The organism is Flavobacterium sp. FG19, assembly GCF_057809475.1.
The window spans coordinates 1-20,166 of the sequence record NZ_JBMDKA010000018.1 but is presented as its reverse complement, the minus strand read 5'-3'; the positions used below and the strand labels follow the sequence as shown (position 1 = coordinate 20,166).

General features: G+C 35.7%; 14 protein-coding genes. 7 read left to right on the top strand and 7 right to left on the bottom strand.

All coding sequences use genetic code 11. The features are described from left to right. The first annotated feature begins 143 nt into the window (after positions 1-143). The 3 genes from ACODST_RS17425 to ACODST_RS17415 all read left to right on the top strand — a co-directional run bounded on the left by ACODST_RS17425 (position 144) and on the right by ACODST_RS17415 (position 2,402). Positions 144-1,043 carry a NifU family protein gene (locus ACODST_RS17425; protein ID WP_488933378.1) on the top strand — a complete coding sequence of 300 codons (900 nt, stop codon included), beginning with the start codon at positions 144-146 and terminating at the stop codon, positions 1,041-1,043. A gap of 129 nt (positions 1,044-1,172) precedes the next feature. After that, positions 1,173-1,502 carry a YtxH domain-containing protein gene (locus ACODST_RS17420; protein ID WP_488933377.1) on the top strand — a complete coding sequence of 110 codons (330 nt, stop codon included), beginning with the start codon at positions 1,173-1,175 and terminating at the stop codon, positions 1,500-1,502. Between the two features lie 87 nt (positions 1,503-1,589). After that, positions 1,590-2,402: a mechanosensitive ion channel family protein gene (locus tag ACODST_RS17415; protein ID WP_488933376.1), complete on the top strand. Its 813-nt coding sequence runs from the start codon at positions 1,590-1,592 to the stop codon at positions 2,400-2,402. Between the two features lie 7 nt (positions 2,403-2,409). On the opposite strand, the gene tsaB is transcribed toward ACODST_RS17415, so the two are convergent. The 7 genes from tsaB to ACODST_RS17380 form a co-directional block, all read right to left on the bottom strand. Then, the gene (gene tsaB, locus ACODST_RS17410; protein ID WP_488933375.1) at positions 2,410-3,081 is read right to left on the bottom strand and encodes a tRNA (adenosine(37)-N6)-threonylcarbamoyltransferase complex dimerization subunit type 1 TsaB; all 672 of its coding nucleotides are present in this window, start codon (positions 3,079-3,081) and stop codon (positions 2,410-2,412) included. A 280-nt stretch (positions 3,082-3,361) separates the two neighbouring features. Continuing rightward, on the bottom strand, positions 3,362-4,651 hold the full coding sequence (locus tag ACODST_RS17405; protein ID WP_488933374.1) for an efflux RND transporter periplasmic adaptor subunit: 1,290 nt from the start codon (positions 4,649-4,651) through the stop codon (positions 3,362-3,364). Between the two features lie 6 nt (positions 4,652-4,657). Further along, entirely contained in the window at positions 4,658-6,109 is a 1,452-nt protein-coding gene (locus ACODST_RS17400; RefSeq protein ID WP_488933373.1) for a TolC family protein, read from the bottom strand. 79 nt (positions 6,110-6,188) lie between these two features. Next, positions 6,189-7,304, bottom strand: a complete 1,116-nt coding sequence (locus ACODST_RS17395; protein ID WP_488933372.1) for an efflux RND transporter periplasmic adaptor subunit — start codon at positions 7,302-7,304, stop codon at positions 6,189-6,191. A gap of 42 nt (positions 7,305-7,346) precedes the next feature. Beyond that, positions 7,347-8,612 carry an ABC transporter permease gene (locus ACODST_RS17390; protein WP_488933371.1) on the bottom strand — a complete coding sequence of 422 codons (1,266 nt, stop codon included), beginning with the start codon at positions 8,610-8,612 and terminating at the stop codon, positions 7,347-7,349. A gap of 2 nt (positions 8,613-8,614) precedes the next feature. Then, on the bottom strand, positions 8,615-9,859 hold the full coding sequence (locus ACODST_RS17385) for an ABC transporter permease (protein WP_488933370.1): 1,245 nt from the start codon (positions 9,857-9,859) through the stop codon (positions 8,615-8,617). After that, the gene (locus ACODST_RS17380; protein WP_488933369.1) at positions 9,852-10,553 is read right to left on the bottom strand and encodes an ABC transporter ATP-binding protein; all 702 of its coding nucleotides are present in this window, start codon (positions 10,551-10,553) and stop codon (positions 9,852-9,854) included. The genes ACODST_RS17385 and ACODST_RS17380 overlap by 8 nt, the downstream gene beginning before the upstream one ends. Before the next feature lie 178 nt (positions 10,554-10,731). Between ACODST_RS17380 and ACODST_RS17375 the strand changes: the two genes are divergently transcribed. From ACODST_RS17375 to ACODST_RS17360, 4 genes are all read left to right on the top strand, one after another. Then, complete coding sequence (locus tag ACODST_RS17375) at positions 10,732-12,138, top strand: DUF4403 family protein (protein WP_488933368.1); 1,407 nt, start codon at positions 10,732-10,734, stop codon at positions 12,136-12,138. A gap of 513 nt (positions 12,139-12,651) precedes the next feature. Then, positions 12,652-16,041: an RHS repeat domain-containing protein gene (locus tag ACODST_RS17370; protein ID WP_488933367.1), complete on the top strand. Its 3,390-nt coding sequence runs from the start codon at positions 12,652-12,654 to the stop codon at positions 16,039-16,041. Between the two features lie 12 nt (positions 16,042-16,053). After that, entirely contained in the window at positions 16,054-19,551 is a 3,498-nt protein-coding gene (locus ACODST_RS17365; RefSeq protein WP_488933366.1) for a DUF6443 domain-containing protein, read from the top strand. 6 nt (positions 19,552-19,557) lie between these two features. Then, positions 19,558-20,046 (top strand): Imm26 family immunity protein, encoded by a 489-nt coding sequence (locus ACODST_RS17360; RefSeq protein ID WP_488933365.1) that lies wholly within the window; start codon positions 19,558-19,560, stop codon positions 20,044-20,046. The last annotated feature ends 120 nt before the right edge of the window (positions 20,047-20,166 follow it).

Genomic DNA, 20,166 nt, shown 5'->3' with positions numbered 1-20,166 from the left:
GGTTAGTTAGTTTACGTAATTTTTACACCCTTCTTAATTTCGTACGAAATATTTGAAAAGAGTCTTAATTATTTTATTAAAAAATCAAATATAGGTATTAGTAGAAAATAACTTTAGTAAATTTGCCAAAAATTACTACTACCATGACAAAAATCACTATAAAAGAGACTCAAAATCCAACGATCTTAAAGTTTGAATTTGAAGATTTTATAACTCAGAATCAAAATTTTGAATTTAAAAATATCGACGAGGCACAAGCTTCGCCGCTGGCACAACAATTGTTTTACCTGCCGTTTGTAAAGACTGTTTATATCTCTGGAAATTTTATCGCTGTTGAAAGATACAGTATTGTTGACTGGGATGATGTAAAAGATGCTGTTGCGGATCAGATTGCCGCTTTTGTTGATAAAGGAGGCGTTATTATAAAAGTAGACGAAAACAAACCTAAAAAACAGCCTATTACGGTGTATGGGGAAACTACTCCAAATCCGACTGCTCTTAAATTTGTGGTGAGCAGAATGTTAACCCGAAATGCCGTTGAGTATAAAAATATCGATCAGACTGCTTCTTCTCCGCTTGCACAGGAATTATTTAAATTCCCGTATGTAAAAGAAATTTTTATTGATGAAAATTACATCTCGGTTACCAAATACGAAATTAACGACTGGTCTGAAATTACTCTGGAACTAAGAACGTTTATTAAACAATTTATTGAAAACGGCGGAACTGTTTTAGATGAAAGTTTAATTCAGACTACTGCCAAAAATGATACCGCTAAAGATGAAGCCTTTGATAAGCTGGATGTTACTTCACAGCAGATTATTAATATTTTAGAAGAATATGTAAAACCGGCGGTGGCAGCCGATGGCGGAAACATTGCCTTTGATTCTTACAACGAAGATGACAAAACGGTAAAAGTGATTTTACAAGGTGCCTGCAGCGGATGTCCTTCCTCGACTTTTACTTTAAAAAGCGGTATCGAAAATATGCTGAAAAGCATGCTGAATGATGAAGCTATTAAAGTAGAAGCTTTAAATGCATAACTTTTTACTTTTTAAATACAAAAGCGTCTCTTAAGAGGCGCTTTTTTTTATCCCGTAATTAATGAAAAATTCAATTGTTTTTCTCTAAAAATAAGTAATATTGTAATCTCAACTAATCAATTTATAACCATGGGATTATCATCATTTTTCAGTAATTTATTTGGCTCAGCCAAAGAATCTGTCACGGATCTGGCAGATCAGGCCGAAAACACTTTTGAAGAAGTAAAAGAAGCCTCAGAACCTCTGCTGGATTCCGCAGCAGAATATCTGGAACAAACCAAAGATATCGTAAGTGAGTATGCCGAAAAAGCAGCTGATACCCTCAACGATGTAATTGATTCCATAAAAGAAGTCATTTCGGAAACTCCTGGTGAGGAATATAAATTTGCATCTGAAACCGTAGTAGATGTCAGCGAAGAAGGCATAACAGATACCGATGCTGATGAATCAGATAAATAAGCCGTCTCTAATTCAAAAATAATTATTTTATATATTTGCAGCAATCAATATACCTTCTCTATTGGGAAGGTTTTTTTATTTAAAATAATGTACATCAATCCTGAACAATTAAGTAATTACGCAGCGAAATTCATCAATCTTTTAATTGATTATTCGCCAAAATTAATCTCTGCATTTCTGGTTTTATTTGTTGGTTTATATGCCATAAAATTTATAAACAGAATTATCAGAAAAATAATGGAGAAGAGAAATCTGGATCCTACATTAACTAAATTTCTTGCTGATATTTTACTATGGGCTTTACGAATTTTATTGTTTGTAACTTTTATTTCAAATCTGGGAATCGAAACTTCTTCGTTCGTAGCCATTCTGGGAGCAATGGGACTTGCAGTAGGTTTATCTCTGCAGGGATCTCTTTCTAATTTTGCAGGAGGAATGCTGATTATTGTTTTCAAACCTTTTAAGGTTGGTGACACGATCGAGGCTCAGGGCGTTATTGCCACGGTTTTGGAAATCCAGATTTTTGTAACCAAGATGCTTACAGGAAACAATCAGACGGTTTTTGTTCCAAACGGAGCGTTATCAAACGGAACGATCATCAACTATTCGATGCAGGGAGAAAGAAGAGCCGATCTGACTTTTTCTGTTTCTTATGATTCTGACATTAAAAAAGCAAAGGATATTTTACTGGATGTTTTAAACAAAAACCCAAAAGTTCTGAAGCAGCCGGCACCGGAAGTTTTCGTAAAAAACCTGTCTGCCAGTTCTGTAGATTTTGCAGTACGTCCGTGGGCAAAAAACGCCAATTACGGAGCTGTTTTTTCTGAAACACTGGAAAATTGTAAAACAGCTTTAGATGAAGCCGGAATTTCGGTTCAGCCGTTTACACTTCAAAAATAAAACTGACTTATTGCTTTTTAGGCAGGGTCATCATAAAATCCTTTAAATAATAAGGCTCAAAATAAGCGACATCAACAGTGTCGCTTTTTTGGTATTTATCATAACTGATTTTACTCATCTCATTCGCCGAAGGGTATTTAATGTCTTCTAAAAACACAAAATTATCTCTGGTCAGAACCGTTTTGCATTTATCAGCACAATCCCCTACAAAATAAAGTGTTTCGGTATATTCCGAAAAAGAATCCCCGTTAATAATTTCGGCCTGAATCGCTCTTTCTATTTCAGCTTCAGCATTAAAAACAGCACTGTAAACTTCCATCCTTCTGGCATCAAGCATTGGAATAATCTTTCCTTCGCTAATTACTGCTTTTGAGGCCAGAGTCTGAAGTGTATCAACGGCTATTAATGGAATATTTAAGGCATAACACAATCCTTTGGCAGCCGAAACCCCAATTCGCAAACCTGTATAAGAACCAGGCCCCTGACTTACGGCAACGGCATTTAAATCCTGAACTGAAACTCCGCTTTCAGCGATAACTTCTTCAATAAATACATGAAGCTTTTCAGCATGAGAATATCCCTCTTCAGCAAGTTCACGGCAGAGTATAGTTTCTCCGTCTTTTGCAACAGATACAGAACAATTCTTTGTGGCGGTTTCGATATTAAGAATAAAAGGCAAAATAGTTGTGTTTAAAAATTAGTGTATATTTTATCAGGAAAAAAGAAAAACGCATAATAAAAGCAATAATGGCAGAATACATAAATTAACCATTAAAAAACTAATGTATAAGACAACTCTTTTTGAAGCTGAAAAATGAACATATTCTTCTTTATAATATTTACTGTTATAAACTTTATAATGACTTATAAAAAGAAAAACTGCGGCCATAATTAACCCGGCACCAAATGCCGCGAAAAAACCTGCCGGAGGGCTTCCGCACAATGAAATCATAAGCTGATTATTTTTTAGAAATATCTGCTGTTTTTACTTTTACTTTATCTCCCGAATTTAATTCTTTTGAAACCGTAGTGTAAGGTCCGGTGATTACAACATCTCCTGATTTTAATCCTGACATTACTTCGATATTGGTATCATCCTGAATACCGGTTTTAATGATTCTGATTTTTGCCTTATCACCCACTTTTACAAAAACGCATTCAAATTTTTTATCGCTTTTAGGAGCTGCTTTTTTCTCATTTGGATCATCAACCTTAAAATCTTTTACCGCTGTAGTATCTGATTTTACCACAACAGCACTAATAGGAACTGCAAGTACATTATTTTTGGTTGTGGTAATAATATCAACTGTAGCAGTCATTCCTGGTCTGAAAGGCGAATATGCACTTGGTTTTCCTTCAAGCAAATCCTGATAAGATTCTTTTAATATACGAACTTTAACTTTAAAATTCGTAACCTGATCTGACGTTAATGTCGTACTGGCCGAATTGGAAATGCTGGTTACGATTCCTTTAAACTTCTTTTTTAGATAAGCATCTACTTCTACGTTAGCTTCATCGCCAATCTTAACTTTTACAATATCATTTTCATTAACATCAACTTCAACTTCCATGTTATTAAGATTCGCAACTCTTAAAAGCTCTGTTCCTGCCATTTGCTGCGTTCCCAGAACACGTTCTCCCAATTCTACATTTAATACAGAAATGGTTCCGTCTGCCGGAGCATAAATGGTAGTACGTCCTAAATTATCCCTGGCTTCTGTAACAGAGGCCGAAGCACTTTGTACATTGTAATAAGCGTTTTCTTTTGTTGCTTTGGCTACTTCATAAGTCGAAACCGCTTTATCCCAGTCTGATTTTGAGATTACTCCTTTATCATACAGCGTTTTGTTACGCTCATAATTGGCTTTTGCTTCTTTAAAACTGGCTTCGGACTGTATTAAACCTGCTTTGGTCCCTGACAGGTTCGCCACAGATCTTTCCAGACCAGAAGTATAAAGATCCGGGTTTATTTTTACTAATAAATCCCCTTTCTTAACCACTTGTCCTTCTTTTACATTTAACGCAATAATCTCACCCGAAACCATGGATGAAAGTTTGACTTCTATTTCGGGCTGAATTTTTCCGGTTGCCGAAACGGTTTCAACAATAGTCGAAGCGATTACTTTTGACGTTTCAACTTCTTTTCCTTCTTCTTTATTTCCTATTACTCCTTTTTTGGAAAGCACAATTAAAACTACGATAAGTACTACGGCTGCACCAGCTAAGGAGTAAACTGTTTTTTTTGACATAATGAATTATTTTGTAATAATTGGAACAATTGGAATTCCGAAATAAAATTCAAGTATTTTGATTTTAAACATATAATCGTATTTCGTTCTGATAACGTCTGACTGTGCATTGGTCAGTAAAGTTTGTGCCTGTGTAAAATCAAATGAATTCATTAAACCAACATCATACTTTTCTTTGGCATAATTATAAGCCTGCTGTCTTGCTTCTAAAGTAACAGTAGCCGATTCATAGGTATTTAAAGCTCCTTTTGCATCTGTAAATGCCGTATAAACGTTACGCTGCAAATCTAAACTTTTTTGCTCTAAATCTATTTTAGATTTCTCTAAACTTACTTTGTTTCTTTCAACATTGTTTCGTGTAGAAAAACCGTTAAATATAGGCACCGAGAGCTGTAAACCAAAAGATTGCCCTTTATTATCATTAAACTGATCTAAAATAGGTGCAGAATTCCCTAAAACGGGTGAATAATTATTCTGTAAAACAGCCTGATTGGTTCCTTCTACAAATCCAATTTGAGAAGTTGGATTTGCCGTATTCAAAGTTGATCCGGTAATGATGTCAGAATAACTTGCTCTTGTATTAAAGTTATAAAAAGCACTTAAAGTAGGCTGATAAGCGCCTCTTGCTATGGCTACATTTTTCTCTGCTATTTCAAGATTAGTCTGTGCTAATTTAAGTTCTGTTCTGGTTTCCTTTGCCTTATTGTAAATATCAACCGGACTTTGTGCCATAATATTATTCTCATCCTGGAGATTCGTATTGTCAATTACATCAAAATCAGCAAATTCTTTCAATTGTAAAAGCTGCGCCAGACTTAATTTAGAAATCAATAAATTATTCTCAGAAACCGTAATGTTTTGTTTGTCCGTAGCTACTGTTGCTTTTAGGTCAAACAGATCCCCTCTAGGAATTGTCCCGGCATTTACCATTTCTTCAGAACGGGCCAGTCGTTTTTCATCTATAGTTAACTGTTCTTTTTTAACCTTTAAATCTTCTTTATTTGATAAGATTTGTAAAAAAGCACTGGCAACGTTGAGAGAAATATCTTCCTGCATTTTTAACAACTGGTATTTGGATGCTATGATAGAAAGATTGGCTCTTCGAAGGGTATTTTGGTTTTGAAGCCCTTTATAAATATCAACTCCAACAGAAGCGCCAACAGAAGAATATTGAGTAGTCTGATTCTCAAGTAAACCTGTTGTAATATTTTGGTTCAGACCAATATTCCATGAATGTGATGCATTTGCATTCACTGATGGAAGATAATTGCCAATAGCGCCTTTTTTATCAATTGCAGCTGTTTGTAAATCCAGCTCTGTGAGTTTAATTGTGATATTATTTTCTAATGCATATCTGACACATTCTTCCAGTGTCCATTGTTTTGTTTGTGCCTGACCTGTTAATCCAAAGCCAAATAACATGGCAAAAACAAGACTGTTATATTTATTTATTTTCATATATAGTGAATAAAAGCGCAGTAAACCAATTTACGCAAATTTAACATTTTTAAAACCAAAAAACTTCCTACAATTTTAATTATTTTTTCTCTTTTTCGTCAATTAAGCCCTGATTCCAGATTTTAATTTTATCGGTGCTTTTAATTCCGCTTTTAACCTGAACATAAATTCCGTCGCTGACTCCCAGAACCAAATCCTTTCTTTGGAATTTTTGCGGAGCTGTTTCAACTTCAACGTATGGTTTTTGTGTTTTCTTATCAAACTGCACCAAGGATTCTTTAATAGCCATAACTTTTTCTGCTTTTTCAAGAATAATAGAAGCGTTTGCGCTTAAACCTGCTCTGATAAAAGTTTCGTCTCTGTTTTGTAACGAAGCTTTGATTTCAAACTGAATCGCTCCGTTTTCTGTAACACCTTTTGGAGCTATATAAGTTAAAACCGCATCGAATTTTTTGTTTTCAATAGCGCCGACTGTAATTTCAATTGGCATTTTTTCTTTGATTTTTCCAACCTCAGATTCATCTATTTTTCCAACAAAAATCATTCTTCCCACATCGGCGACACTGGCGATTGTAGTTCCTTCATTAAAGTTGTTACTTTCAATTACCTGGTTTCCTACTTTTACCGGAACGTCTAAAACCATTCCGTTTACTGTTGAACGAATTAAAGTATTGGCATAGTTCCCCAATGAAGTTGTCGTTCCTGTTTTAACAATATCCAGACTCTGCAAAGCAGCCAGATAAGTTTGTTTCGCCTGTTTGTAAGCCACCTGAGCTGCATCAAAATCATTGGCAGAAATAACATCTTTATCAAAAAGTGTTTTTTGTCTCTGAAAAATTCTCTCCTGATTGTCCAAAGCGATTTTGGCGGTCTGCACCTGATTTTGTGTACTGCTTACATTCGATACATTGGCTACCACTCTAATTTTGGCAATCATGTCTCCCGCTTTAATTTTTTCTCCCGCTTTGATATAAACCTGCTCAATAATACCTGAAATGTTTGGTTTGATTAAGACTTCTTCATCAGGCTGAATATTACCGGTAGCAATAGTGTTTTTCACAATGGTTTTAGTCTCTGTTTTTTCTGTTTTAAAAATAACTGGCGATTCCTGATTTTTTGCGTACAAATAATAAAGTGCGCCAAAAAAGACGACAACAATTAAAATTAAAATAGTTACGGTTACTCCTTTTTTCATTTGTTTTTGGTTTAATCGATTATTCTTTTTTGATTGATCATTTTATTCTGCCCTTAAGGCATCTACCGGCTTAACATTGATAGCGGTCTGCGCCGGAATAAATCCTGCCAGCAGACCTGATCCTACTAATATCAGTAAAGCCACGAATACAACTCCTAAATCTACGCTGGGATTAGCAAACATAGTATCATTACCCGGCGGCATAGCATCCAGAGCCATATTTAATAATGCTATAATACTGGTAGCAAATGCAATTCCAAGCATTCCCGAAATAATAGTAAGAAAAATAGACTCGGATAAAATTTGTCCTCTTACTGCTCCGGGAGTAGCCCCCAAGGCTCTTCTTATCCCTATTTCTTTGGTACGTTCTTTCACCACAATCAGCATAATATTGGAGATTCCTATTACACCGGAGATCAACACTAATGTACCAACGAAATAGGCTATAATTTTTAGTATATTAAACAGACTCTGTACTTTATTAAACTGCTCATACAAGTCAAAATTTCCTACCGCTCTGTCGTCTGCAGGATGTACAGAATGAAGTGCTTTTATGATTTCCAAAATCTTAGGTTTCAATTCCGTTATTGAGGTTTCATCTTTAGCCGTAAGAGCCATCCATCCTACTTTATCTCCGTAATTAAAAGCCTGCTGAAAGGTGGTAAACGGGATAAAAATGTTCTTTTGTTCCTGTTCGGCATTACCCCCCTGCTGTTTGGATTTATAAACTCCGACCACCATAAAGTTTATACCGTTAATTTTTATATAGGTTCCAACAGCTTCTTCTTCTTTTCCGTAAAGCTCGCTTATTACTCCTTTTCCAATTATGGCTACTTTTCTTTTATCCTGAATATCCTTCTGATTCACAAACCTTCCTTTTATGATATCCATAGGCTGCTGCTTAATAAGCTCAGGATAATCTCCATAAATGGTAAAAGCAGAAGTTTTTGTTCCTCTTACTACGTTATTTGTTCCATTAAAATCACCAAGTTGATTTCTGGGTGAAACGTATAATAAATCTGGTAAGGCTGCTTTTAAGGCTGTGACATCACTGTTTCTAAAATCATAACGTCGTGTTTTAGGAAGTCCTTTATACGCTTTTGAAGTCGTCTGACTCCACATAAACATTGTATTGGTCGCAATTCCGTCAAATCCTTTTTTAATACCATTTTCGAGACCATTTCCGGCAGCCAGCAGAATTACTAAAATAAAAATCCCCCAGAAAACACCAAAAGCAGTCAGAATGGTCCTGAAAGGATTAGCCGTTAAAGCCTGTAAAATTTCGTCCCAATTATCTTTACTAAACATAATTATTCATCTCTAAGTGCTACAATAGGTTTAATTTTAGCAGCTCTGTAAGCGGGGAAAAAACCAGCAACAGCACCTGCAAACACAAGCAGAAAAAGTGTTGTCAAAGCTACACTGAAATCTACTTCAGGGTTTCTGAAATACTCACTCTGTACCATAGGACCAACAAACTCCAGCAATAATAAACTAGCCAGTAAACCTGTAAATCCCGAGATTGTGGTAATAAATATTGATTCATGCAGGATCATTGAAATAATAGAAAAAGGAGAAGCTCCCAGCGCCTTTCTGATTCCTATTTCTTTTGTTCTTTCTTTTACTATAATCAGCATTATATTACTTACTCCCACTACTCCGGCTATAATGGTAAAAATTCCTACCCACCAGAAAAATAAACGGATATATAGATTTAAATCGTAAAACTGTTTGGCATCTTTTACCGAATTATACACTCCAACACCACTGTCATCTTCGGGAGCTACCATATTTTTACTTTTTAGCAGATCTTTTAAATCCTGTGTAAATTTTTCGGACTGTGCCAAAGCTTCATCATAATTGTTTGTTTTCTTTAAAGTAAAAAACAAATTGCTGATTTTATCTCCGCCGCCAAATGTTCTTTGTACCGTAGTCAAAGGCAGATAGGCTCTGGCTTCCTCTCTTTCTCCTCCCGGATCTGTAAAAATTCCGATTACTTTAAAATTGATATTATTGATTAGAATTTCTTCTCCAAGTGCTTCTTTGTCTTTAAATAAATCTGTTTTTATTTTCATTCCAATTGTCGCGACTTTTTCGTTGTTCTCTAAATCTTTACGATTTACATATCGTCCCTGAACTATAGTAAGGTTCTCTATTCCGCCATAATCGGGTTCTACTCCTCTGTACTGATAATTACCGGATTCTTTTCCATAAGCAAATTGGGCTCCCCAAAAATTATATGTCGAAGCTTTTAATTCCAGTTTATCATCAAACTTCTGAATGGATTGATTATAATCACTATTTCTAAACTGAACCTGTCTTCCCGGATTCAGACCTTTATACTCTTTTGTTGTTGTACCCGACCAAACCTCAATAATTCCGGCTGCATCACGTTCAAACTGCTTTTCAATCCCATTTTGAAGTCCTTTTCCGGCTCCAAGCAGAATTACCAGAATAAAAATTCCGGAGGCTACTGAAATTCCGGTAAGGAATGTTCGGAGTCGGTTCTTTGAAATGGCTTCAAATATTTCCTGCCAGCGCTCGATATTAAACATAAGAGGAAGCTCTAACTTGTTCTACTATTTTATCATCGATAATTAATCCGTCTTTCAGGACCACATTTCTTTTGCACATGGCGGCAATATCGGGTTCGTGTGTAACGATTAGAATAGTTTTACCTTCATCGTTAATTCCTTGTATAAGTTCCATAACTTCATAAGAAGTTTTTGTATCTAAAGCTCCGGTAGGTTCATCGGCCAGCAAAACTTTTGGGTTCGAAGCCAATGCCCTTGCTATGGCAACACGTTGTTTTTGTCCACCCGAAAGTTCGTTTGGCAAATGGTGTGAGTGAGAGCCCAATCCCACTTTTTCAAGGTATTTCATCGCAATTTCATAACGTTCTTTTCTTTTTACACCCTGATAGTATAAAGGCATGGCAACGTTATCTAATGCCGATTTGTAATTTATTAAGTTAAATGACTGGAAAACAAACCCTAAAAATTTATTTCTGTATTTGGAAGCCAGGGTTTCATTTAATTTTTTAATGGGTGTTTTGTCTAAAATATAACTGCCGGAATCGGCTTCATCAAGAATGCCCAGAATATTCAGAAGAGTTGATTTTCCTGATCCCGATGATCCCATAATCGCTACTAATTCTCCTTCTGCAATATTAAAATTGATCCCTTTCAACACATGCAACTGTGAATTTCCCATTTTATAGGATTTGTGTAAATCTTTGATTTCGATCATGGTATTGTTAAATTTTTTAAACAATAATAATATTTTTTATAAGTAATTTATGATAATAAAACGTTAATAATTTTACTACACTATTTAAATAAGACGGTAATGATTATCAAATGTTACAGTTTTTTAAGATAATTTAATTGTTTTCTTAATTTTGCTTCACTTAAGAAAATCATCAATTATGAAATTTTCCTCTACAATCTCTTTATTTACGGCAATTGTCACGCTGGCAGGCTGTTCGACTTCTCAAAAATTAGAAACTTTAAAACCGGAGCCGGATGATGCCAGTCCGCTGGTTTATGATGCCAGTCCGTCTTTTATTAATCTGCCTATTACCGTTAAACTCAACGATATTGAAAATCAGACTAATGCTCTTTTAAACGGAGTAATTTACGAAGACAACAATATTGAGGATGACGATATAGAAATGAAAATATGGAAACAGGCTCCTATTAAAATTCTAAACGATCCTAACAGCCCGGATAAAAAAATTAAAACCATCCTGCCTTTAAAAGCCAATATCAAATACCGAATAGGAACAAAAAAATTAGGCGTTGAACTTTACGATACACGTGAATTTAACTTAAACGGTGTCATAACCTTATCCAGCGATGTAGCTCTGACGAACTGGAAATTAAGCACTAAAACCGAATTCAAATCTCTGGACTGGAGCGAAAGCCCTACGATGACCGTTTTTGGAAAAAACATGCCGATTACGTATCTGATTAATCCGGCCATTTCTATTTTTAAATCGAAACTGGAACACAAGATCGACGAAGCCATAGAAAAATCCATGGATTTTAAACCGAATGTTTTATCTGCTCTGGAGAAAATATGTACTCCGTTTCAAATGAGCGACACTTATGAAAGCTGGCTGAGAATTGTTCCTGTCGAAATTTACTCCACCAATGCCAAACTTAAAAATGATTCTTTTTTAATGGAAATGGGAATGAAGTGTAATATGGAAACTATCGTGGGCAAGCAGCCGGAATCGAAGTTTAATGCCAATAAAATTGTTTTAAAACCGGTAACCAAAATCCCGAATCAAATCTCGGCCAATATAGCTGCTATTTCAAGTTATGTGGAGGCATCCAAAATTATGACAAAGAATTTTGCAGGTCAGGAATTTGGTTCCGGAAGCAAAAAAGTCACTGTTAAAAATGTTTCGATCTGGCATAAAAACGGCAAAATGGTTATTGCCCTGGATGTATTAGGATCTATAAACGGAACACTTTACTTAAATGGGTTCCCGCAATACAACCCGCAGACGAAAGAAATTTATTTTGACAAACTGGATTATGTACTGGATACTAAAAGCAAATTAATGCGAACTGCCAACTGGCTGGCACAAGGATATGTTTTAAGAAAAATGGAAGAAAGCTGCCGTTATTCTATACAGGCCAATTTAGACGAAGGCAAAAAAAATATGGCTGCTTATCTTAAAAACTACTCTCCTATGCCCGGTGTTTTTGTAAACGGAAAAATGGAAGATATCCAGTTCGACAAAATACAGCTTACCAATCAGGCTATTATTGCCTTTATAAAAATAAACGGAACCGTAAATGTTTCGGTTAACGGATTGAAATAAAAAAAGGCTGAATATATATTTATTTTGTTTTGGCCGGAAGATTTATTCTTCCGGCTGTTTTTTATATTTTAAAAATTCTTTTTTCTCTACTCTAAATTAATTATTCTAAATTTAGAAAAAAACGACCAAATAGCACGAAATCTTTGCGTTGGTTATCGAGATAATCTCTAAGCCTTTGACTTTTTTTATTTATTCTGAAAAACTCATTTGTAGTTTTTTCAGAATAAATATTTTCTTTTTTTCAATATTAGATAAATATTCCCCATTTTTTTTCTCTCCATTAAAACTTTATGAAGAGAATTAACTGCACGATTAATTCTAACAAAAACAGGCTTAAAATTTAGTCAAAATATCCAGATAAAAAAGTACATCATAAAAAAATAAGCTTTTTATTATTAATATTTATTTTCATGTAATTGTAATTTTAACAAAAAATTAATTTATACTTGTATTTTCTTACAAAAGTTAATTATTTATAACAAGCCTTTTTTAATTATGTCTAAGTTTACTTTTTTGAAACGAATACTGCTGATTGCATCGTTTTTACCAACCGCAATTTTTTCTCAGGTTACTAAAGATGTACCAAATTATTTTCCTGTTAGTCCAAACGCTGCTTCATTTGCTAAGCAGGGTTTATTTCCAGTAGACTATTCAACGGGGAAAATCAACATTAGTATTCCACTTTATACCATTAAAACTAAAGATTTAACTGTCCCCATAGATGTTAGTTACAATACTTCAGGAATACAATTAAACGATTTGGCCTCTTGGGTTGGTCTAGGCTGGAATTTAAATGCAGGCGGAGCAATTGTGAGAAATGTAAAAGGAATACCAGATGTTGGTGTAGTGCCAGATCTTACAAACCTTGCCTTTACAGATGCTAATTATCGCATTTTATATGACTCGTTTCGCAGTGAAAATGTAGATACAGCCTATGATGAATTTATAGTAAATGCGCCCGGGCTATCTGGAACATTTTATTTTGTAGATAACAAAGCAGTTTTTAGAGATCTTCAAAATACAATTGTAAAAACCTCTTCGGTTAATAATAAACTATTAACAAATACTCCCTCAATCGAAATAACAAAAGATGATGGAACTATTTATAGATTTGGAAGTGATATAAATGGGTATAATGCTTATGAAATGGCTCATAATAGTCTTACTGGCATTCCCAAAAATTATATTTCTACTTGGCATTTAACCGAAATTATTCCAGCAAACAGCAAAAGCCCTTATGATATTATCTATTTTAAATATAAGTCTTTAGATAATGTAAATGATTATGATATAATTATTGGAGAACAATTAGGAAGCAGTGTCACCTCTCAATGTTTAGTCACTCTAAAATCAATCTACCCTGGGAGATCAGGAATTAACAGCTCAAACAAACAATATTTAACCTCTATAAATTTTAATAATGGAATTATAGAGTTTTCTTCAACACAAAACCGAGAGGACCTGGCCGATGATTTTAAATTAGATAAAATAAGTGTATACAGTTTAAGAAATGCTGTAAAAACTTTAATTCAGGAATATAGCTTTAATTACAGTTACTATTATAGATCTGGAGGAAATATAACCAACCCTGAATCTGGGCAAGAAAATAGCTATAATAATGTAAGAAATAAAAACAGCAGAAACAAATCATTAAAACTAAACCACATTACGAACAATATCCTTAATGTAAAACATACTTTTGAATACGATGCCACTCCGTTACCTGAAAGAGGTACTACACGAAAAGATTTTTGGGGATATATAAATGGAAATATGGGGAGTTTATCACCCCCAACACCAGTATCACGTTTATCAAATGGTGGTAACTCAAATGCAACATGTACAGTTGGAAATGGAAATAGATCTGCTGATGAAACTTTAATGAAATCCGGAATTTTAAAAAAAATTACATATCCGGAAGGCGGCTATTCTATTTTTGAATATGAGTCTAACAGATATTTTCAAAATGTAACAACTCCAATTATAAATTATAGATCAGAGACTGCAGCTGCATGGGGATTAAATTGCACTATACAAGGTGGTCCTTCTTCTAAAACTATCACATTTACTCCTGGACCAACTTATATTTCTGGAAGTGGAACAATATCATATACTTTCACGGAAGCAACTCAAGAATCTGGAGGAACGACAAGAGTTGTATATGATGGTACAACCTATAACAGGCCTTTATATTCGGGCGGAAAATTTCCTGGGCAAACCGTTACATTTGCTGCAGACTTTGGAACGTCCACGCATACACTAAGTGCATATGAATACCGTTCTGGTCAAGTAACAGCTTATGGATGTCCAATAACCAATATTAGCGCATCTTGGCAGGAAAGAGCAGGATCCGAAACATCTCTAGTAGCCAAATTAGTAGGCGGCTTACGTATAGCATCTATTAAAAATTATGATGGAAAAAATTCTAACCCTGTTTTTACAAAACTTTACAAATATGAAAATGAAAATGTACTCGTTGAACAAGGTAACGGAAGTTATGTAAGAGGTGTATTTGAGGACAACAGACAAAGTGATGCTGTACCAATTTTCTCAACTTCTTCAGTCTTTGACAATAATATGGGAGGTTCTCCAGCAATAACTTATGGGAAGGTCACTGAAATAGATTCAAACAATGATACACAGAAAAATGGTAAAACAGAATACTATTACGAAAATATACCTGTAACACGCCTTTTTGATTTTTCAGGCGTAAACTTACCAACTATATTTAAAAATCCCGCTTTTAATACTATGCTTTCTTTTAATATAGGTGCTACTCTAAATCTTTTAAATACGTTTGCTTTTTATAAAAATGACCTATGGAACCAAGGTTCTTTACTTAGAACTAACACTTATAAAAATGGCACTGAACCAAACACATTCAAAATAATCAAAAGTGTTGTGAATCAATACACTGTATTAAAGCAATCAACTCTTCCTTACAATGTGGTATTTAACAATTTCCCATCACAACAAAATCCCGGAAGCTATCCTCTTTCATTTGCTGTACCTTACAATCAAAGCAGCGATTATTACTCAGGCCAGTTTTATTATGCAATGGGAAGAACCTCGCAAGGCAAAAAAGTAATAATGAGTACTATTGAGACAGATTATGATAATAATGAGAATCCAACAAATCAGAAAGTAACTACTTACAGCTACGAAAACCCGCTTCATTATCAACTAACCAAAACAGAAACTGTAAACAGTAAAAATGAAACATTAAAAACCCAGTTAAGTTATCCTCATGATTTAGTTTCTACAGGACAAACAACCGAAATGCAGGGATTAATAAACCTAAACAAAATTGACAAACCAATCAAAACCGAAACTTTTATCAATAATGTACAAACATCAGAGTCATTAACTAAATATGAACAGAATACTTTGACTGGTAATCTGCTTCTGCCAAGAGAGATTCATTCTTCTAAAGGGCTGGTTGAAACCTTCCCTTTTAACAATGAAAACCGAAAACTAAACTTTACATTATATGATACTGATGTAGTCGGCGGAATTACACTCGGAAATGGAAATGTTCTGGAGTATTCTCTTGAAAACGGACTTCCAGTTTCCATAATCTGGGGCTACAACAAAACCCAGCCTATTGCCAAGATCGAAAATGCGGCTTACAGCGAAGTTGTTTCGTATGTCGCCAGCCTCCAGAATATTTCCAATACCGGAACCGAAGCCAGTTTGCTCACCGCTTTAAACAATTTAAGAACCGCACTGCCTAATGCCATGGTAACCACCTATACCTATATCCCATTGGTTGGGGTAAGCACCATTACCGATCCTAAAGGAGATAAAATAACTTATACCTATGACTCTTTTGGAAGACTCGAATTTGTAAAAGACAGCGAAGGAAAGATCCTTTCCGAAAACCAATACAATTACAAGCCATAAAAAATAACCGCCATGAAAAAACTAATCCAATTCCTTCTGGTCTTGTTTCCTGTTATGGTAAACAGCCAGACCCAGACCGAAAATTACATTAAAACGATTACCTATAAAACCCCGACTACTGTTAAGATAACAGCCCCTACAATCTCTCAGGCCGCCCAGACCGTGACTTATTTTGACGGACTGGGAAGACCCATCCAGAAAATTGACTGGCAGCAGTCCAAATCCGGAAAAGACATTATTACCCATATTGAATATGACGGTTTTGGAAGACAGGTCGAAGAATACCTGCCTTTTAAAGCCGAAACCACTACTATGGGGTTTGATGCTGCCGCCAAAACCAAAGTCCTGTCCTATTACGGCAGCCCAAACAGCACCGTTAACGGAAACCCGGCACTGGAAGCCACGACAACCCCTTTCAGCCGCAAAGAACTCGAAGCTTCTCCGCTGAACCGTGTCCTGAAACAAGCAGCTCCGGGTAATGACTGGAAGTCAGGCTCGGGACATGAAATAAAAATAGACTATCAGACCAATACAGCCAATGAAGTAAAACTCTTTACTGCCACCACCACATGGAGTGCTGCTTCCGGACTGTATAATATCGCTTTTGTAAACAGCGGCTACTATGCAGCCGGACAGCTTTATAAAACCATCACTTATGACGAAAATACGGCTGCTGTACCTGTAGAATCAGCAGGATCAACCGTTGAATTTAAAAACAAAGAAGGACAGGTTGTCTTAAAAAGAACTTACGATGCTGCAGTAAAACACGACACCTATTATGTTTATGATATTTACGGAAACCTTACCTATGTAGTACCGCCAAAAGCGGACGGCAGTATTACAGCTGCTGTACTAAATGATTTGTGCTACCAGTACAAATACGACAGCCGCAATCGTCTGGTCGAAAAAAAGCTGCCTGGAAAACAATGGGAATTTATGGTGTATGATAAACTAGACAGAGTTGTGGCTGCGGGGCCTGCCAATTCCCCTTTCTCTGACCTGACTTCCGTGGGATGGATCATAACCAAATATGATGTTTTTAACCGCCCGGTTCTTACAGGCTGGTCAACAGGAACTGCCGCAACAGCGGCAGGAAGGATTACCCTGCAGACCGCCCAGAACACTGCCTCTGTAATTAACGAAAGCAAACAGACCAGCGGAACCATAGACGGTATTGCCGCCTATTATACCAATGCTGTGGCACCGACGGCCTTTAAACTTTTGACTGTTACTTATTACGACAATTATACCTTTCCCAGTACACCTGCCATTACAGTACCCACTGCTGTAGAAGCACAGACTGTAAAAACAGCGACGCAGATAAAAGGGCTTCCGTCAGCTTCCTGGACAAGGGTGCCTACCCTGAGTACAGCCGCACTTGGGGAAACTACAGCTACTTTTTATGATACTAAAGCAAGACCCGTCAGGATCTATACCCTAAACCATTTAGGCGGTTATACTTATACCGATACCAAACTGGACTTTTCGGGTAAAACACTCTACAGCATAACAAGACATAAAAGAGTAAGTACAGCTGCCGAGCTTATGACCAAAGATACTTTTACTTACTCATCGCAGGACCGTTTACTGACCCATACCCACCAGATTAATGGAGGCACGGCAGAACTGATGGCCAGTAATACTTATGACGAACTGGGACAGCTCATTTCTAAAAAGGTAGGGAATACAGCAGCAGCTCCGGCACAAAATGTAAATTACACCTATAATATCCGCGGCTGGCTTACAGCCATAAACGATATTAATGCCCTGGCTAAAACAGGAGATCCAAAAGATTTATTTGCTTTTAAACTGCAGTATAACAACACCCCGACTGTGACGGGAGGAAAAGCACTGTATAACGGGAATATCTCGGAGACCCACTGGGCTACAAACTCAGATAATGGTGTGATAAGGGCTTATGGTTATCAGTATGACAATTTAAACCGTTTAAAAACGGCTGTTTATAAAAAAGGAACAGCCGTAACCAATTCTTACAATGAAACCCTGACTTATGATAAAAACGGAAATATCATAAGCCTGCTTAGAAACGGGGGCAGTGAAACAGCAGCCAATCAAATTGATAATCTGGCTTATACATATCTGAATACCTACAGCAACCAGCTGGTAAAAGTAGTGGATAATGCTACAACCTATAAAGCCGGAGGTTTTGTAGACAGTGCGGCCAATACCGTTAACGATTATACCTATGATGCTAACGGGAATATGATTTCTGATAACAATAAAAGCATCACCGCTATTACCTATAACCATTTAAACCTGCCTTCTAAAATAACTTTTGCCTCAACAGGCAATATTAGCTACCTTTACAATGCTGCCGGGCAGAAAGTACAGAAAATTGTAAACGAAACCAGTAAACCAGCTGTAACAACAGATTATATTGCAGGATTTCAGTATGACAATGCTGTCTTGAAATTTTTCCCAACAGCCGAGGGTTATGTGGAACCTGACGCAAGTTCTTACAAATACATTTACCAGTACAAAGACCACCTGGGGAATGTTCGTTTAAGCTATGATAAAACTCTTGCCATAAAAGAAGAAAGCAATTTTTATCCGTTTGGGTTAAAACAGGAAGGATATAATACTATTAAGACAGGTGTTGAGAATAAGTATAAGTACAACGGCAAGGAGCTCCAAGACGAGCTGGGGCTTGGGGTTTACGATTATGGATTTAGAAATTATGACCCTGCTCTAGGTAGATGGTTTAATGTAGATCCATATGCTGAGGTAGCAGATGATGAAACTCCTTATCAGTACGTTCATAATAATCCTATCATCTATGTTGATCCTAAAGGTTTAGTTGGTGAAAAATCTGACGTTAATGGAATTGCGACTAAATATACAGATAGAAGAGGAAACGTACTATTAGATACAAATGATGGAAGTGATGATGTAATTGTTGTTCCAGATTCCCAACTAAAAGATTTCAAAGACCTTGTAAACGTAACTCCATCGTCTATGTCAGACAGGGTTGATTGGAACGAGAACATGAAGGCTAAAATTCTCGGATTTAAGACTGTCAATGAAATGAATAATCTTTTAGGAGGATTCACAAGGCAATGGTCTAGACAAAAGGCAATCAATTATATTCAAAATCCGAGTTATGCTAATGCATTAGCAATGGCTTACAGTGAAGCTTTGACTCAATGGTCAGATCCTCAGCAATTATTGGCGATGGCTTCTATGCTGGCAAGTATTCCTAGTCCAGAAGGTATTGTTTATTTAAGAACAGATAGAACTTTAGGTCTTAAACCTTATGTAGGGCAGGTAAAAAATGAAGCACGATATCTTTCTAGACAAGCTGAACATGCTAGAGCACATCCAGAGGCCGATTTTGAATTTTCAATTATTGATCGCGGTAGCACAAATGGTAAATTTCCAACAAGTTTGGATAGAAAAGAGCAACAGGCTCTAGATAGATTAGGTGGGCCAACTAATAAAGCAAATCCTAAAGGAGGAGCATCAAATAAGAAGAATGTAATAAAAAAATAACAAAAAATGAAATTAAAAAAAGGCGATGTTTTTGAAGTAAATTTTAACGAAAATAGATTATGCTACGGTCAAATTGTAAGTACTCATCAAAAGGATGCTTATACTATTATTTTTTACGAAGGCTTATATAAGTCTAGACCAAGTACAGAAGAAATTTTAGCGGATAATATTTTGTTTTTCGGCAATACATTCGATGCAAAGTTTTATCATAAACACTGGATTGTAATTGATAATAATGTTTCAAATATATCTAGTATAAAATTACCTTTTTATAAATTAGGAACTGAACCTGTTTTCATAGAGGACTTTGCAGGTAACAAATTAAGAAAAGCTAAAAAAGAAGAAGAGTCTAACTTGTATTATAGATCCTTTGTTGCTCCAGTAAGATTCGAATTAGCAATGAAAGCCTATTATAAGCTCATTGAGTGGGATAATGTATATGATGATTTATTGTACCATAATATTATTGATAAATCCGATTTAATACAAATTTAAGTTAGATATCGGACGCAAAAACCGAAAAATAAAAAATGATAAAGGGTGCGTTCAGCACCTTTATCGGTAGTGTCTCACTAACTGTGTAAGTAAAAAATAATGGGGTTTTAATACCTCATT

What these genes read in the sequence shown, in the direction of transcription:
- ACODST_RS17425 (WP_488933378.1), top strand. Translation starts at nt 144, where the DNA reads ATGACAAAAATCACTATAAAAGAGACTCAAAATCCAACGATCTTAAAG.
- ACODST_RS17420 (WP_488933377.1), top strand. Translation starts at nt 1,173, where the DNA reads ATGGGATTATCATCATTTTTCAGTAATTTATTTGGCTCAGCCAAAGAA.
- ACODST_RS17415 (WP_488933376.1), top strand. Translation starts at nt 1,590, where the DNA reads ATGTACATCAATCCTGAACAATTAAGTAATTACGCAGCGAAATTCATC.
- ACODST_RS17405 (WP_488933374.1), bottom strand. Translation starts at nt 4,651, where the DNA reads ATGTCAAAAAAAACAGTTTACTCCTTAGCTGGTGCAGCCGTAGTACTT.
- ACODST_RS17400 (WP_488933373.1), bottom strand. Translation starts at nt 6,109, where the DNA reads ATGAAAATAAATAAATATAACAGTCTTGTTTTTGCCATGTTATTTGGC.
- ACODST_RS17395 (WP_488933372.1), bottom strand. Translation starts at nt 7,304, where the DNA reads ATGAAAAAAGGAGTAACCGTAACTATTTTAATTTTAATTGTTGTCGTC.
- ACODST_RS17390 (WP_488933371.1), bottom strand. Translation starts at nt 8,612, where the DNA reads ATGTTTAGTAAAGATAATTGGGACGAAATTTTACAGGCTTTAACGGCT.
- ACODST_RS17385 (WP_488933370.1), bottom strand. Translation starts at nt 9,859, where the DNA reads ATGTTTAATATCGAGCGCTGGCAGGAAATATTTGAAGCCATTTCAAAG.
- ACODST_RS17380 (WP_488933369.1), bottom strand. Translation starts at nt 10,553, where the DNA reads ATGATCGAAATCAAAGATTTACACAAATCCTATAAAATGGGAAATTCA.
- ACODST_RS17375 (WP_488933368.1), top strand. Translation starts at nt 10,732, where the DNA reads ATGAAATTTTCCTCTACAATCTCTTTATTTACGGCAATTGTCACGCTG.
- ACODST_RS17365 (WP_488933366.1), top strand. Translation starts at nt 16,054, where the DNA reads ATGAAAAAACTAATCCAATTCCTTCTGGTCTTGTTTCCTGTTATGGTA.
- ACODST_RS17360 (WP_488933365.1), top strand. Translation starts at nt 19,558, where the DNA reads ATGAAATTAAAAAAAGGCGATGTTTTTGAAGTAAATTTTAACGAAAAT.